The organism is Chitinimonas arctica (assembly GCF_007431345.1).
Taxonomy (GTDB): domain Bacteria; phylum Pseudomonadota; class Gammaproteobacteria; order Burkholderiales; family Chitinimonadaceae; genus Chitinimonas; species Chitinimonas arctica.
Genome location: NZ_CP041730.1, coordinates 1,194,530 through 1,210,208 on the forward strand (window position 1 = coordinate 1,194,530; position 15,679 = coordinate 1,210,208).

At 62.2% G+C, this 15,679-nt stretch carries 12 protein-coding genes; 3 read left to right on the forward strand and 9 right to left on the reverse strand.

Annotation, left to right across the window (positions count from 1 at the left end; all coding sequences use genetic code 11):
• Nucleotides 1-41: 41 nt before the first annotated feature.
• The gene (locus tag FNU76_RS05280) at nucleotides 42-656 is read left to right on the forward strand and encodes a LysE/ArgO family amino acid transporter (protein WP_143856735.1); all 615 of its coding nucleotides are present in this window, start codon (nucleotides 42-44) and stop codon (nucleotides 654-656) included.
• A 5-nt stretch (nucleotides 657-661) separates the two neighbouring features.
• Here the strand turns inward: FNU76_RS05280 and phaC are convergent, their stop codons facing one another.
• Complete coding sequence (gene phaC / locus FNU76_RS05285; protein ID WP_223879233.1) at nucleotides 662-2,437, reverse strand: class I poly(R)-hydroxyalkanoic acid synthase; 1,776 nt, start codon at nucleotides 2,435-2,437, stop codon at nucleotides 662-664.
• Nucleotides 2,438-2,595: 158 nt separating this feature from the next.
• On the opposite strand from phaC, the gene FNU76_RS05290 reads away from it, so the two are divergent.
• A complete protein-coding gene (locus FNU76_RS05290) occupies nucleotides 2,596-3,396 on the forward strand; it encodes a dioxygenase family protein (RefSeq protein ID WP_143856736.1) in 801 nt (266 codons plus the stop codon).
• Here the strand turns inward: FNU76_RS05290 and fliD are convergent.
• The 5 genes from fliD to FNU76_RS05315 form a co-directional block, all read right to left on the reverse strand.
• Nucleotides 3,384-4,331, reverse strand: a complete 948-nt coding sequence (fliD, locus tag FNU76_RS05295) for a flagellar filament capping protein FliD (protein WP_143856737.1) — start codon at nucleotides 4,329-4,331, stop codon at nucleotides 3,384-3,386. The genes FNU76_RS05290 and fliD overlap by 13 nt on opposite strands.
• 193 nt (nucleotides 4,332-4,524) lie before the next feature.
• Nucleotides 4,525-5,970, reverse strand: coding sequence for a M81 family metallopeptidase (locus tag FNU76_RS05300; RefSeq protein WP_143856738.1), 1,446 nt, complete (start codon nucleotides 5,968-5,970; stop codon nucleotides 4,525-4,527).
• 55 nt (nucleotides 5,971-6,025) lie between these two features.
• Complete coding sequence (locus tag FNU76_RS05305) at nucleotides 6,026-7,198, reverse strand: iron-containing alcohol dehydrogenase (RefSeq protein WP_143856739.1); 1,173 nt, start codon at nucleotides 7,196-7,198, stop codon at nucleotides 6,026-6,028.
• Between the two features lie 55 nt (nucleotides 7,199-7,253).
• On the reverse strand, nucleotides 7,254-8,651 hold the full coding sequence (locus FNU76_RS05310) for an aldehyde dehydrogenase family protein (protein ID WP_143856740.1): 1,398 nt from the start codon (nucleotides 8,649-8,651) through the stop codon (nucleotides 7,254-7,256).
• A gap of 19 nt (nucleotides 8,652-8,670) precedes the next feature.
• Nucleotides 8,671-10,053, reverse strand: coding sequence for a glutamine synthetase family protein (locus FNU76_RS05315; RefSeq protein ID WP_143856741.1), 1,383 nt, complete (start codon nucleotides 10,051-10,053; stop codon nucleotides 8,671-8,673).
• Between the two features lie 245 nt (nucleotides 10,054-10,298).
• Here FNU76_RS05315 and FNU76_RS05320 point away from each other — a divergent pair, with 245 nt between their 5' ends.
• On the forward strand, nucleotides 10,299-11,864 hold the full coding sequence (locus FNU76_RS05320; RefSeq protein ID WP_143856742.1) for an amino acid permease: 1,566 nt from the start codon (nucleotides 10,299-10,301) through the stop codon (nucleotides 11,862-11,864).
• On the opposite strand, the gene FNU76_RS05325 is transcribed toward FNU76_RS05320, so the two are convergent.
• The 3 genes from FNU76_RS05325 to FNU76_RS05335 all read right to left on the reverse strand — a co-directional run bounded on the left by FNU76_RS05325 (nucleotide 11,865) and on the right by FNU76_RS05335 (nucleotide 15,440).
• The gene (locus tag FNU76_RS05325) at nucleotides 11,865-12,833 is read right to left on the reverse strand and encodes a LysR family transcriptional regulator (protein WP_143856743.1); all 969 of its coding nucleotides are present in this window, start codon (nucleotides 12,831-12,833) and stop codon (nucleotides 11,865-11,867) included.
• A gap of 115 nt (nucleotides 12,834-12,948) precedes the next feature.
• Entirely contained in the window at nucleotides 12,949-14,757 is a 1,809-nt protein-coding gene (locus tag FNU76_RS05330; RefSeq protein WP_179958358.1) for a right-handed parallel beta-helix repeat-containing protein, read from the reverse strand.
• Nucleotides 14,758-14,987: 230 nt separating this feature from the next.
• Nucleotides 14,988-15,440, reverse strand: coding sequence for a DUF4442 domain-containing protein (locus FNU76_RS05335; RefSeq protein ID WP_143856745.1), 453 nt, complete (start codon nucleotides 15,438-15,440; stop codon nucleotides 14,988-14,990).
• Between the last annotated feature and the right edge of the window lie 239 nt (nucleotides 15,441-15,679).

The window sequence follows — 15,679 nt, forward strand, 5'->3', positions numbered from 1 at the left end:
ACTACGCACAATGCGCTATCCAACCACAGCAGGAAATTGCCATGTTTGCCTCCACCGTTTATCTCAAGGGTCTGGGCTTGGGCGCCAGCCTGATCATGGCGATAGGCGCACAGAATGCCCATGTGCTGCGCATGGGCCTGAAACGCCAGCATGTGGCGTTGAGCGTGGCAGCCTGTGTGGTGGTCGATGCCCTCTTGATCGGCCTGGGGGTAGCCGGCATGGGCGCGCTGGTGCAGGCCTCGCCGCTCTTGCTCGGATTGGCGCGCTGGGGCGGGGTGGCGTTTCTGGTGGGCTACGGTTTGCGCAGCTGGCGGGCGGTCTGGCGTAGCGAATCCTTGTCCGTCGCCGGCGAGCATGCGCCCATCAGTGCCGGCAAGGCGCTGGGGACCGTGCTGGCGCTCTCGCTGCTGAATCCGCATGTCTACCTCGACACCGTGGTATTGCTGGGCGCCGTCGGCGCCAACCAGACGCCGGCGGACCAACCCAGCTTTGCCGCCGGCGCCATGACCGCCTCGGTGCTTTGGTTCTGCCTGCTGGGGTTCGGCGCCCGCTTGCTGGCCCCCTTATTCAATCGGCCACGGGCGTGGCAGTGCATCGATGCCCTGACGGGTACCACCATGCTGGTGCTGGCGTGGCTGGTTGCCTGGGGGATGTAGGGCTGCTAGTCCAGCTTCGCCCGCACGTAGCTGCCCGGCGCATCCTCGATTGCCGCCAGGCCGCCGCCGCCCGGTTCGCGCGCCGCTATCGGTTTACCCACGAAGGGCTGCAGCCATGCTTGCCAATCGGTCCACCACGACCCTTCCTGCGCGCTGCTGCCGGCCAGCCATTCTGCCGGCGTGGCCGGCAAGGCCGGATTGATGGCGTAGCCGTATTTGTTGGCGCTGGGCGGGTTGACGATGCCGGCGATATGGCCCGATCCACCCAACACGAAGCGGACCGGCCCTTGCAGCAGCCTCGCGCCGGCATAGGTCGATTGCCAGGGCGCGATATGGTCCTCGCGCGCCGAGATAAAGTACGCGGGCGTCTTGATCCGGCGCATATCGATGGGCACCCCGCCCAGCACCACTCCGCCCGCATCCTTCAAAACGTTTTCCAGATACATCTTGCGCAGGTAGAAGCGATGCATGGCCGCCGGCATGCGGGTCGAATCGCAGTTCCAATACAGTAGGTCGAAGGGCATGGGTTCCCGGCCCAGCAGGTAGTTATTGACGACAAAACTCCAGATCAGGTCGTTTTCGCGCAGCAGATTGAATACCCCCGCCATCTGGTGCCCTTCCAGATAGCCTTTTTCCTCCATGTATCGGTCCAGGCCGCCCAATTGTTCCTCGTCGATAAACACGCCTAGTTCGCCCGGCTCGCTGAAGTCGATCATGGTGGTAAAAAACGCCGCCGACTTGATGCGGCTGGCCGGATAGCTTTTATCGTTGGCCGCCGCCATATAGGCCAGGCTGGCCGCCAGCAGGGTTCCGCCTATGCAGTAGGCAGCCGCGTTAACGCGCTGCTCGCCGGTGGCCGCGGCAATCGCATCCAGCGCCGCTAATACACCCCGCCGCATATAGTCTTCAAAACCCTGGTCCCGGTGGCGCGCATCCGGATTGACCCAGGAAATGACAAAGACGGTATGCCCCTGCTCCACCAGCCACTTGAGCAGCGAGTTCTTCGGCTTCAGGTCGAGGATATAGAACTTGTTGATCCACGGCGGCACCACCAGCAAGGGCGTGCGGTGGACCTTGCCGGTGGCGGGCGCATATTGGATCAATTGCATCAGCGCGTTCTGGAATACCACCTTGCCTGGCGTGGTGGCGATATGCTCGCCCAGGCGAAAGGCGCCCAAGTCGGTCATGCGCGGCATCAGCCGGCCATCGTTACGCTCCAGGTCTTCCAGCAGGTGGGTAAACCCTTTGAACAGGTTTTCGCCGCCGGACTCCAGCGTGGCTTTCAGCGCGGTCGGGTTGCCCGCCAGGAAGTTGGTGGGGGCCATGGCATCGACGAATTGGCGCGTGTAGAAGGCGGCCCGGCGGGACGTGCCGGGGTCCAGCCCCTCGGCGGCGTCCACGCTCGCTTGAATATGCCGGGCGGTCAATAGATAGGCCTGCTTGATAAAGCCGAACAAGGGATTGCTGTTCCACAGCTCGTCCTTGAAGCGCTTGTCGGCAGCGCCAGTCGGTACCGCTTCGCCTTGCCAGTATTGCCGCATGGCTTGTTCGGTCAGTGCCCCATAGTCGCGCCAGAAATCAGCCTGGGCTTGCAGCATGGGCGCCGGCTTTTCCAGCACAGCCCGCCAAAGTGCCTCGAAGGTATGCTGGATACTTTGCGGATCGGGCACCTGAGCACGTGGCTGGCCGCTGAGCTGCTGCTGCAATTGCGCCTGCCACAGTTTTTGCCAGCGCTGGGCCAGCTCGCCCATCTGGCTCAATCGGTCTTGCGCATCGCTCATCTCCACTCCCCGGAAAAGACAATCTACATAGCTATGCATAGCCGTGGATTGGCGCTTTGCCATGTTCAAATTAACAGAACATTGTATTGATTTATTTCCGCTATCAACGCAGATATACCAGAGCAATACTGGACATATTGCATTGAAGGAATCTGTTCATGTCACGCCTGCCCACGCTCTTTGTCTCGCACGGCTCACCCATGTTGGCCGTGAATCCCGGCCGTACCGGCGCGGCCTGGCACAGTATTGCCACCACCCTGCCCAAGCCCCGCGCCATCCTGGTCGTGTCCGCCCATTGGCTGAGCGCCGAACCTATCCTGGGCAGCGTGGGCCAGCCGGACACCATCCACGACTTTGGCGGTTTTCCGGCGGACTTGTTCCAGATCCAATATCGCCCGCCCGGCGAGCCCGATCTGGCGGCCCGGGCCGCCGCGATGCTGGCCGCTGCCGGCTTCCCGGTATCCCTGGATGCGGTGCGCGGCCTGGATCATGGCGCCTGGGTGCCACTGATGAATATGTACCCGGCGGCCGATATACCCGTGCTGCAATTATCCATCCAGCCACGGGCCAATCCCGGGCACCATTTCCGCTTGGGCAAAGCGTTGGCAGGACTGCGCGACGAAGGCGTACTGCTGCTGGCGTCGGGCAGCCTGACCCACAATCTGCGCGAGCTGAGTTTTGGCGCGCCGGAAGGCGTGGCCAATGCGCAATACGTATTGGATTTTCAGGAATGGGTGCACGAGCGATTGCAAGCCGACGACCTGGACGCGCTGCTGGACTATCGCCAACAGGCTCCCGCCGCCGCACGCGCCCATCCGAGCGACGAGCATCTGCTGCCGCTCTTTGTGGCCTTGGGCGCTGCCGGAGAGAAAAGACGGGCCAGCCGCCTGTACAGCGGCATCACCGAAGGCGGGCTGGCCATGGATACCTACGCTTTCGACCAGGATCAGGTTCGATAGCTACGCTGGTAGGCCGCCAGGGCCTCGGCCAGTTTGCCCGTGGGCTGGGCGGCATCGCCGCTACCGAATTCCGCTTGCAGCGAAGTGCGGTTATCGGCGATGTAGTGAATCGCTTTGTTCAGGTTGGCGAGTTGCTTGAGAATGAAATTGCCATCCGAATTAAGCAGCTCGGCCGAATGAACGAAATGGCCGCTGAAATCCTGCACGGTATCCACCACACCTTGCCGATTGCCCTTCAGTGCGGATGCCAGCTTGTCGGCATCCAGGCTGGCCAGCTTGGTGTCCGGGTCTATGGTCACCCCCAGATCGGCCATGCCATGCATACCGGATTTGGCGCCGTAGAAGATATTCTTGATATTTTGCTCCAACTCATAGCGCGACACTTGGGCCGCCTGCGTACCCGCCAGTACTCCGCCTGCCTGCATATCGCCGTCGAAGCGCTGGACCCAGCGGTTGTATTGCGTGGTGAATTCCTGCAGTTGCGCCTTGATGGCGTCGTCGCCGGTCGAGGTCTTGATATCGCCCAGATACTTGCCGGCCTGCTGCATACCGAGCAAATGCGTCTTCATCTCGCTCAATTCGGCGAACTGGGCTTGGTAGTTGACGTCCTTCTTATTGATCAGGCTCATCATGTCGTAGCCCGCCTGCGGGTCGAACAAGGCGGGATTCAGTCCGGTGGTGGCCGTACTGGCCCGGCTGCCGGTCAGCGCCGACAATGGATCGCTACCGCCCGCCGGCTTGCTGCCCCCCAGGGCATCGACGCTACTGGCTCCCTTATCGCTCATCAATGCGCCCATGGTCTGGGTCTTGAACTGGGCCAACTGCACGGCGAAGGAATCCGCGGCGTTCGGCAAGCTGGCGCCTCCGGCCGCGCCGGGGCGCTTGGCCTGATTGAGCTGTAAAAAGGCGGCCTCACTGATACCCTTGACTGACATATCTCCTCCTGCTGGCAATAGATGAGAGCGGCAACGCCGCACGCTCGACAGGTTTAAAGCAATATCCGGGCCGAAATGGCCATGCAAGCCGCAAGGCACGCCCCGCCTGGCTTGCGGGAGCAGCGGCAAACCGCGCGCGGGGTTTCGGCGGTGCCGCAGCCGGCAATATGATGGCCGAAATTGCCGGGGAAAACTAAGCCAGGGGTCTGCGGCGGCAATACCGGTAGGTCAATTCCCGCAAATCGGCGACGTTGGCGCCAGGGGCCGCCACCAACAATATCTCCGCGGCAAGGGCACCGAAATCGGCACGGAAATGGACCGAGCTTTTCAGCACCAACACGGACTGCTCGGAGGGCTCGATGCCGAGATGACGGAACATGGCCTGGTCGGCGGCCTGCTGTTTGCGGCTGGAAAGCAGCACGCTGACGCCGTCCCGCTCCAGCCTGGCCATGGGCCCCAATTGCATATGGCAACCGGCGTAGAAGGGTCCCGTACCGACCAGGCGGCCATCGCCCAGCGCGGCTACCCGCCAGGGCCCCGGGAGCGGCACGCCGACGCCGAAGCCGCCCGGTACGAACCCACCCGGACCAGCGGCATGCGCAGCCGCGGCGGCCTCGGCATCGCATAGCAGGCCGACACAGGCATGGGCGGATTGGCGCAGTAGTTCGTCGATCATCTCGGTACGATTGCTGTCGCCACCACCACCAGGATTGTCCTGGCTATCGGCAAGGACGATGGTCCTGCCAGGCTGGCCATGGCGAATGGCATGGGCAACGGCTGCCGCCGGCTGCCACAGTTTGCCGGCGAAGCGGTCGCGCACGGCCAGCACCGCCTCGAACAGCCGCGCAGCGATTGCATCGGTAGTCGCCGGATCGCGGCCATGGACCAGTACGGCCGGTCCGCTATCGACCGTGTCGGCCAAGGGGAATCCCGGCACGAAGGCGGCTGCCGCTATGCCCTCCCCTTCCAGGTCGGCACTGAGCGTCATCAGGCTTTGCATGGGTTCGACCAGCGTGCATTGCCAAGGCATGGGGATCAGGAAGGGCAAGGGACGCAGAACCTTGTGGAAACGTTCGCCGCCCAGCAGCGCCGGCAACAAAGCAGCAGCGCGGCCACCGGTAGCGGCCATATCAACGTGCGGGTAGGTGCGGTAGACCAGGAGCGCATCGCTCAAGGCCACCATCTCCTGGCTGATATTGGCGTGGAAATCCAGACTGGCCAGGATAGGCAGCGCCGAGCCCAGCAATTTCCGTAGCCGGGCCAGCAATTCCCCTTCGCCGTCGTGCAGGTGCTCGCACACCATGGCGCCATGCAGGTCGAGAAAGAGCGCATCGAGCGGACCGGCCTCCGCCAGCGCCCGCTGCAGCAGCCACCAGACCGCCTCGAAGGCGTCCTCGCTGACCGGGCCGGAGGGATTGGCCGAGGCCCACAGCAAGGGTACCGGCGTATGGCCCTGGGCACGGATGGCATCGACAAAGCCGGCCACCGGGATATTCACGCCGGCTACGCTGGCGAACAGTTCCTCACCCCATTGCAGGGCGGGCCAGGCGTCGGCTTCGGCAAATGTCGTGAAGCGCGCCAGGCTGGCGGCAAAGGTATTGGTCTCGTGCAGAAAGCCGGCAATGCCGATGCGTGCCATGGGAGAGGCTCCTTGCCGAGGGATGACGGCGTCTTGGGCGCACGGTGCGGTGCTGCTACAGCAAACCCACCACCGCGCGGCGTGCCAGCTCACTGTATTGCAGCGCCGTGAACGGGATGGGATTGGTGCCGGCGGAACCGTCCTGCACCGCCATCTCGCCGACCCGCTGCAATTGGCTTTCATCTATGCCTATCGCGGCCAGCGTGTGCGGGATGCCGACCGTTTCGCGCAGCCGGAGTACCCAGTCTAGAAAAGCGCCGAACGATGGGTTGGGTAGATCGAGATAGCGCGCCAGTGCGGTGATGCGCTCATCGATGACGGCTTGGTTGGCCTTCAGCACATAGGGCATCAGGATGGCGTTCAACATGCCGTGGTGGGCGTCGAACAGGGCACCCAGGGGATGGGCCAGCGCATGCATGGCGCCCAGCCCCCGCTGGAAGGCGGTCGCGCCCATGCTGCTGGCGACCAGCATCTGCATGCGCGCTTCCAGATCGTGTCCATCGCCGACCGCGCGCGGCAGGTAGTCCTTCACCAGCCGCATGCCTTCCAGGGCGATGCCGGCCGCCATCGGATGGTAGAACGGCGAACAATACGCCTCCAGGCTATGGCTCAGCGCATCCAGTCCCGTCGCGGCGGTCAGGCCGGCGGGCAGGCCGGTGCTCAATTCCGGATCGAGTATCACCACGGCCGGCAACATGCGGGCATGGAAGATGATGCGCTTGAGCTGGGCCGCTTCGTCCATGATCAGCGAGGCGCGCCCCACTTCCGAGCCGGTGCCGGCGGTAGTGGGTACCGCCACCACCGGGGCCATGCCGGCCACGTTGACCCGCAGGTAGTTGTCGCCGATATCCTCGAAATCCCATAGCGGGCGATCCTGCCCCACCATCAGCGCCACCGCCTTGGCAGCGTCCAACGCCGAACCGCCGCCGAAGGCGATCACGCCGTCATGGTCGCCCGCTCGATAGGCGGCTACCCCGTCCTCCACGTTCCGCCCGGTGGGATTGCCTTTGATTGCGCTGAAAAGACCGCAATCCAGGCCATCCTGACGGCAGCGCTCGACCGCGCTGGCGACCATGGCCAGCCCGGCCAGGCCAGGGTCGGTAATCAGCAGCGGTCGCCGCATATTCAGCGTGCGGCACCACTGCGGCAGTTCGGCGATGCGCCCGGCTCCCGCCTTGACGGCGGTTGGGTAATTCCAGTTGGCGCGCATGGCGCTGATATCGTTCATGGCATTTCTCCGTAGCAGCGTGGCCTCAGCATGATGAAAAACCACCCCAGCGGTATTAACCGGCACTCGGCAATTTCAGGTGAAAGGACTTGGGTCGGGTAAGGTGTTCGTAGCCTATGCTCGATAGCGTCGCGCCACGGCCGGTCTGCTTGACGCCGGTCCAGGCCAGGGCCGGATCGAGGTAGTCGCAGCGGTTCATGAACACCGTGCCGGTCTCCAGCCGCTCGCCCAGGGCCAGGGCGGCTTGCGCGTCCTCGGTGTAGATAGCCGCACTGAGCCCATAGGGGCTGTCGTTCATCAACCGCAAGGCCTCTTGGTCCCCGCTCACCGGCATGATGCCGACCAGCGGACCGAAACATTCTTCCTTCATCACCTGCATACCGTGATCGACATCGACCAGTATCTGCGGCGCCAGGTAGGCGCTTCCCGGTTGGTCCCATTCGAATTCGCGTGCATCGATCAAGGCTCGCGCACCCTTGGCCCGCGCCTCGGCGATCACCGCGCGCACCGCCTCGGCGGCGGCGGGACGAACCAGGGGCCCCAGTGTGACCGCCGCTTCGAGCGGGTTGCCCAGCACATATTGGCGGGTCAGCGCGACCGCCCGTTCGACGAATTCTGCGTGGCGCGACTGGTGCACATAGATCCGCTGAATGCCGCAACAGCTTTGGCCGGAATTAAAGAAAGCGCCATCCACCAAACCTTCCACCGCGGCATCCAGGCTGGCGTCGGCGCGTACATAGGCGGGGTCGTTGCCGCCCAGTTCCAGACCGACCCCGATAAATCGGCCAGCCGCCGCCTGTTCGACAGCCACCCCGCCGGCGACCGAGCCGGTGAAGCAGACGGCATCGACTTCCTCGGACCGGATCATCCGCCGGGTGCCGTCGTGATCGGTATGGATAAACTGCAATAGCCCTTCCGGCAGACCCAGGCCGGCAAAGGCCGCCACCATGCGCTCGGCCGCCAAGGGCGTTTGCGCCGAATGCTTCAGGATCACCGCGTTGCCGGCCATCAGCGCCGGCACCACCGCGTTGACGGCCGTCAACAAGGGGTAGTTCCAGGGCGCGATCACCAGCACCAGGCCGACCGGGTCACGCCGGATAAAGCGGGTGAAACCGGGCAGCGCGGTGGGTACCACCGGCTGCAAGGCTTGCTCGGCCAGCCCGATCATATGGCGGGCCCGGACTTCGAATCCGGCTACTTCGCCAGGCGTATAGCGGAGCGGGCGCCCCATCTGGCGCGTCAGTTCTTCGGCGATCTCGGCCTTTTGGGCGACAAAGGCCGCCACGCCCCGCTCCAGCAGGGCACCCCGCTCCGACAGCGCAAGCTCGCGCCAGGCCAATTGCGCGGCCTTGGCGCGGCGCAAGGCGGATTGGATCTGTTGCTCGTCGGCGTAGGGCCGGCGCACCAGCACACTGCCGTCTATGGGGCTGAGGGTAATCAGTTCTGCGGCCATGGCGTCCTCGGTTGGGGATTCAGATAATTTCGAAGTAGCGCTTCAATTCCCAATCGGTCACATGGCGGCGGAACTCGCGCTCCTCCCATTCGCGGGTGGCGGCGTAGTGTTGGACGAATTCCGCGCCGAACAGTGCGTGGGCGGCTTCGCTCTGCTTGAGCCGCTGGGCCGCCTCCCACAAGGTATTGGGTAATTTGAGGCGGTCGGGAAAGGTCTGGGTGTAGGCATTGCCCTCCACCATGGGCTCCGGCTCCATCTGCCATTCGATACCGTACAGGCCGGCGCCGAGGGCCGCCGCCAGGGCGATATAGGGATTCGCATCGGCCGAACCGATACGGACCTCGATACGCTGCGACTTGGCCGAGCCGGGGATCAACCGCAAGGCGGTGGTGCGGTTTTCCAGGCCCCAGGTGGCGTTCAGCGGGGCCCAATAACCCGGTACAAGGCGCGAATAGCTATTGACCGTCTGGCCGTACATGGCCATCAGCTCGGGCAGCAATTGCTGCACGCCCGCCATGAAGTGACGCTGCACCTTGCTCATATTGTGAGGCTGGTCAGGGTCATGGAATACCGGCAGGCGGGTCTGGCTATCCTTCAGCGAGAGATGGATATGGCCGCTCTGGCCAGGAAACTGATGCGACCACTTGGCCATGAAGGTGGCCATCAGCTGATTGCGCTGGGCCAGTACCTTGGCGAAGGTCTTGAACAGAAAGGCTTTATCGGCGGCCGCGCCGGCTTCGTCCACCGCCAAGGCAGCTTCCAGCACGCCCGGCCCGGTCTCGGTATGCAGGCCCTCGATGCTCATGTCCATGTCTTCACATAGTTTGAGCAGTTGATGGTAGTAGTCCGACTCCACCGAGCTGCGCAGCACCGAGTAGCCGAAATAGCCTGGTGTCCATGGCGTCAGGTTCTGGTAATGCTTGTCGCGTACCGACTGCGGCGTTTCGCGGAACATAAAGAATTCGTACTCCAACGCGGCAAGGGCGGAAAAGCCCATGTCGTCGGCTTTCTGCAGCACGCGCTGGAATAGGTTGCGCGGGCAGATCGCCGCCGCGCTTTCGACGAATTCGCACAGGAAGAACAGCATGCTCTGGCCGTTGACCTGTTCCATCGGCAGATCGCGGCAGGTATGCGGCAGGATGCGCACCATGGCATCCGGATAGGCGGTATGCCAGCCGGTGTACTGCACATTGTCGTACAGCTGGTCGTTCAGATCCCAGCCCAGCACCACATTGCAGAAACCGAAGCCGCCACGCAGCGCGCCGATGAATTTTTCCTTCGACAGGTATTTTCCCCGCATTACCCCGTCGATATCGGCGATACCTACCTTGACATGGCTCAAGCCGCGCAGCTCGACCAGCCGTATCGCGTCGTCGATATCCCTAACCTCGCGTGCCTCCATGTATTTCTCCCCGATCCCAGGTTTTGAGCGCCTCACGTCCGCGGCCCAGAATGTCGCGGATACCCCGCACCGCCGGCAATCAACATCGTCAACGCTAATGCTGCGTATTAGCGGATGTAATGGTTGTTGTAGCGGCCATGCGGCCAATCGCACACTCTGGCCGCTCCGCAAGGCGTCAAACGTCGTCATTGCTGCCGCCCGAAAACGGATGCCTTCCATCCACGCCGCATGCCAGGGGAAAAACAATGAATCCTGTTTTGCAAGCCGGTACCGACGACGCGCTGCACGACGACGTCAAGCTATTGAACAGCATGGGCTACGCGCAGGAGTTGTCGCGCACCATGAGCGGGTTTTCCAACTTCGCCATTTCGTTCTCCATCATCTGCATCCTGGCCGGCGGCATCACTGCCTTCCAGGGCGGCCTGGGCGCGGGCGGCGGCGCTTCCATCGGCATAGGCTGGCCACTGGGCGCACTGTTCGCGCTGATCGTCGCCGCCGCGATGGCGCAGATCTCTTCGTCCTACCCCACCTCCGGCGGGCTATACCACTGGGGCTCCATCCTGGGTGGCAAGGGCTATGGCTGGGCCACCGCCTGGTTCAATCTGCTGGGTCTGATCTTCGTGGTTGCCTCGGTCAATTTCGGCGTCTACGACCCCTTCTTCAAAACCTTGATCGCGCCCCTGCTGGGCATCACCCCGGAGATGATGGCGCCGACCCTGAAGCTGGGCGGGTGGGAGATCAATCTGTTCCAGACCGGCTTCATCGCCGCCGTTACCTGCAGCCAAGCCTATCTGAACCACCGCGGCATCAAGCTCACCAGCAAGCTCACCGATCTGTCGGGCTACCTGATCTTTATCATCGCGACAGCCTTGACCGTTTCGCTGCTGGTCTACTCGCCGGTGCCGCTGGATTTCTCCCGCCTCGTCACTTTCACCAACCTGTCCGGTAGCGAGGGTAGCTGGTGGCCGCAAAACGGCAATTCCGCCATGGTCTTCCTGTCCGGCCTGCTGCTGACCATCTATACGATTACCGGCTTCGATGCCTCTGCGCATACCGCCGAGGAAACCCACCAGGCCGCCGCCAACGTGCCCAAGGGCATTCTGCGGGCGGTGCTGTGGTCCGGCCTGTTCGGTTACATGATGATCTGCACCTTCGTGCTGGTGATGCCCGACCTGGCGGCCGGTGTCAAACAAGGCAGCGGCTTCTTCAATATACTGCTCGACTCGCTGCCGCCCGCGCTGAAGGTCACCTTGGGTATCGGCTTGTTCCTGGCCAACTACCTATGTGCCCTGGCCTGCCTGACTTCCACTTCGCGCATGATGTTCGCCTTTGCCCGCGACGGCGGCCTGCCCGCTTCCAGCCTGCTGCGGAAGGTCAATCAAACCCATCACACCCCGGGCGCGGCCATTTGGGTCAGCGCCTTTCTCGCCTTTGTCGCCACCTTGTATGGCGATGCCTTTGTGGTGCTGTCCACCGGTTGCGCGGTCTTTCTGTATATCTCCTACGTCATGCCGATTGCCGCAGGCATCTTTGCCGAAGGCCGCAGTTGGACGCGGAAAGGGCCTTTCGACCTGGGCGTCTGGTCCAAACCCATCGCGGTCCTGGCTACCCTGGGCGGTGCAACACTGGCTTTTGTCGGGATACAGCCGCCGAACGACAAGGTGCTGTACCTGATCCTTGGCTTGGGCGTGATGATGCTGGTGGGGTGGTGGGGATTGGGCGAGCGTAAGCGCTTCCAGGGCCCGCCCGCCATACAGCGGACCGACGCGGTTGTAGCGCCCACTGCGCGGCCGGTGACCGAGGGAGCCTGATCAGTCCGTCGCTTTGCCCATCCTTATCGCGTTCGCCAACCAGGGCGCGCGCTGCTGCAGGATGGGCAGATAGCGGCTGAGCAATACCTGCTTGATATCCTCCGACAATTGGTCCGGTAGGGTACCCAGTTCCTGACCATGGGCTACCAGGGTCAGATCCCGGTGGAATTCGCCCTCGGGTATCGGCAGAAAATCGACTTCATCGCTCAGCAAACCTGCCTGGAACAGGCAAAGCGGTGTGGTCAGCGTCCAACCCACGCCGGCCTTGACCATGGACAGGATGGCGTAGGAATTGTCCAGTTGCAGCCGCAGCGGCGGGGTGATGCCCCAATGCTGCAATTGCTGCTCGACCGAGCGTCCAATGACCGTGCCATGGCTATAGCGAATAAAGTCGCCGGCCCCGGCCAGGGTACGCAGGCTGCCGGTGGGCCCGGCAAAGCCCTTGGGTACCACCATCACGAAGGGTTCGCGGATGATCCGATGGCGGTAAAGCTCGGGGTGATTGGCGACCGCATCGTCGGAAATAATGATATCGACCTTGCGCGACAGCAGCGCCTCGGCATGCCGGTGCGATTGTCCGGTGACCAGCGACCAGTTTGCGCTGCGCTGCTTGACCACGTCCAACAGCTCACGTCCCACACTGGTGGCAAGCGAATCGACCAGGGCGATGCGCACTTGTTTGAGGGTCAATGCCTCCTGGCGGCGAAAGTCATGGCTGACCTGGCGGGCGGCATCCAGCAGCTTGGTGGCGCGCTGATAGAACTGCCGGCCCCAGGGCGTCAGCATCGGCGGGCGCTGCGAGCGATCGAGCAACTGGATATGCAAGGATTGCTCCAGGCCGGCCAGGCTCTGCGATACCGACGACTGGGTAATCCCCAGCCTTTGCCCGGCAGCGGTCATACCGCCGGCCTCGACGATGGCGGCGAAGATCTCCAGCGATTTCAGATCGAAACTGATTTGTGAAGCCATGGCGCCGTCTTATCCTTTCGCTTCTGCAAGCGGGACGAGGATACGACGGCGAAGCGGCCGGCCGCCCGGCTAAGTGCGAATGAGCGGCCGGAGTGTGCTTAATTTGCCGCGAAGCTCAAGGTTGCGGCAGATACTCGTGCGCACCGATGTCCCAAACCTGCCCCCACATTCTGCGGGCGCCAAAATAATCCATCGTTGGCCACAGCCGATTATCTTCGAAGGTGTAGGACGCCGCATCGCGCGCGCCGGACGCGGGCAGGATGCGGTAACTGTCCGCCTTGTCCAACCCTGGTGCGACGAACAGTGCGGCAGTCAGCGGGTAATTGATATCGCCCGGCGGCGTCTCCGCCGGTGTACCGGGATTGCCGCCGCGCCAGAGATTGGCGCGGAAAAGGAAGGCCTCTGCATCTCGCCCATCCAGGCTGCGCAAAAGGTAGCTGTCGGTCGGTTGGTAAAAAATATTGGCGTTGATATGGTTATCGGAATGGCCCGGCCCACCGCCGCTATTGCCTGGCGTACCGGGACCGCCATAGGGTGAGTGGCTGATGGCAAGAATGGCATTCTGCAAACTACCGTAGACGGTATTGTTGTAGATGCGGACATTCTGCAGGCCGCCGGGGAAGTAAAGCGGATGGGGATTCGGCGGTTGCGACATGGCGGCGGAATAGTAGTAGTTGATGCCGCCGCGGCCGCCACGGATGATATTGTTGTCCACATTCAGATTACGCAGTGGCCGGAAGTTATCGGCGTCATACGCCTGGGTGCTGACTTCGTTGGCCAGGGTGACCCCACCGGGCGGCGCGGCGCAACGATAATATGGCACCCCCTCGCTACCGTCGCTGTAGGACAGGTAATTGCGCCTCACCACACTATCGCTGCTGTTGTTCAGATAGACATTCACGCCATAGTTGTCGTACATCACGTTTTGTTCAATACGACCGCCGGTTGAACTATTGAAGGTCAGCCCTTCCCCCCAATTCCGAAACACCAGATTACCGCTCATTTGAAAACCATCGGTACGGCTGACGACAATGGCGCCGGGCCAACCGCTGCCATCGCATTGCGGCGGCTGATTGCTGTTGGCGGTGACGGTATTGCTGATGGTATTGCCCACGATGCGGATATTGCTGGACCGGTTCGGCAGCCAGCCGTCGGAAGCTTCATCCATCCGCCGGACCTGGATACCGGCGCCGGCACTGTCGCTGACGGTATTGCGCTCGATCACGACATCTTTGGAGGTGCGCAGCTTGATGCCGCTGGATTGGCGCTTCACCAAACCACGCACGGTGTTCTCCTTGATCGTCGCTCCCCTGGCCTGCACTGCAACGATACCGTCACCCTCGCGCACGCCGGTGACCTCATTGCCGTGGATGCTCAGTTGCGCTTGGAAGAGGACATAGATAGCGGTATTGCCGCCATTTCTCACCCGATTCTTCTGCACGACGATGCCCTGCCCCTCCGCGACATCCGCCGTTTTCCCCTCGAAGTGGACGCCATACCTCTGTGCATCGTCGATTTGGTTATTCAATATTCGGAGATACGAGTGACCGTTGCTGTAGATGGCGCTTTCCCTGCTTCCCACCAAACGCATATCGACGACCTGGACATTGGAGCGGCTGATCTTGATGCAGTGCGGCAAGTTCTCGCAGCGGACTTCGCTTGCTTCCGTTTTGCCTTGGGACATGAGCGGCCCGCCACGCAGGGTGATATAGGCGCTGCTTGCAGGCGCCGTCAGCGCGATTTCCTTGGCCAGTACGTATTTGCCCAGCAAATTGATGGCATCGCCCGGCTGGATGACTTTCAGGGCTTTGTCCATCGTGGCGAATGGCGTATCGGCCGACTCGCCATTATTCTTTGTGTCATTGCCGGTACGGGCAACGTAATACTCGGTCGCCTGCGCCAACGGCATGAAACACAGCGTCACCAAAAGCGCCAGGGTTGTTCGGGTCGGTTTACGTTTGTTTGCTGCGACATCACGATCACGCGAAATTTCGGGCAAATCCATAGCTAGACCTTTTGGGTGGGTGACGCTCGCCGGGAGCGAATCGACTACCCGCCTCTTATATCAAATAAAATTTCCATGTCATATGGCAAATAAGACCGCGGAGGACCGCCCAGGCACCAACGGGTCCATGCGTGTTGTGGATCTGGAGGCTAGCGCTTGGCCGGCTTACGACGTATATATAGGGTCTTGATCACCTGGGCCACCCGTTCGCCCTTTTCATTGAGCAATTCAACGGTGAATTTGGGCAGGTATTTTTCGCCGCCCTCGGTCTTGGCGCGGATATCCGCGATGATATTGTCGTCAAGGCGAAATCTGGCAGTGATCACACCACGGCTGGGAGCGATGAATTCGATCGCCGCAGCCTGGTCCCACACGTAGTAATCCTTCCCCAGCACTTCCATCAGCATCAGCATGTACCACGCGTCGGTCATGGCAAACAGGCTGCCGCCGAAGTGGGTGCCGACCGCATTGCGGTTGTACCAATGCATGGTCAGCGTGCAATCGACTTCCCGGTAGTCCGCACTGACATGGTTGGCATGGATACCTGTCAGCAGAAAAGGCGGCCAGAGATTGATCAGGCGTTTGAAGGTGCTGGCTTTCATGCCAATTTAACTCCCGTGGATGATGGCCACGAGAGTGTCAAGCAAACGCTTGTTTGTCAAATTGGCGGTACGTTGGCAGGCCAGGGACAACAGCCTGCCGCCATTTCATTCATGCGGTCCCGTACAACGACACCCACCGGTTGCAACTGGCGACGCGAAGCAGTCGATTCATCGCATTGCGCCTTACCGCCAGGCAGCCTCATCCACCATGCACGCCATCGCAACGCGTAATCAAACAG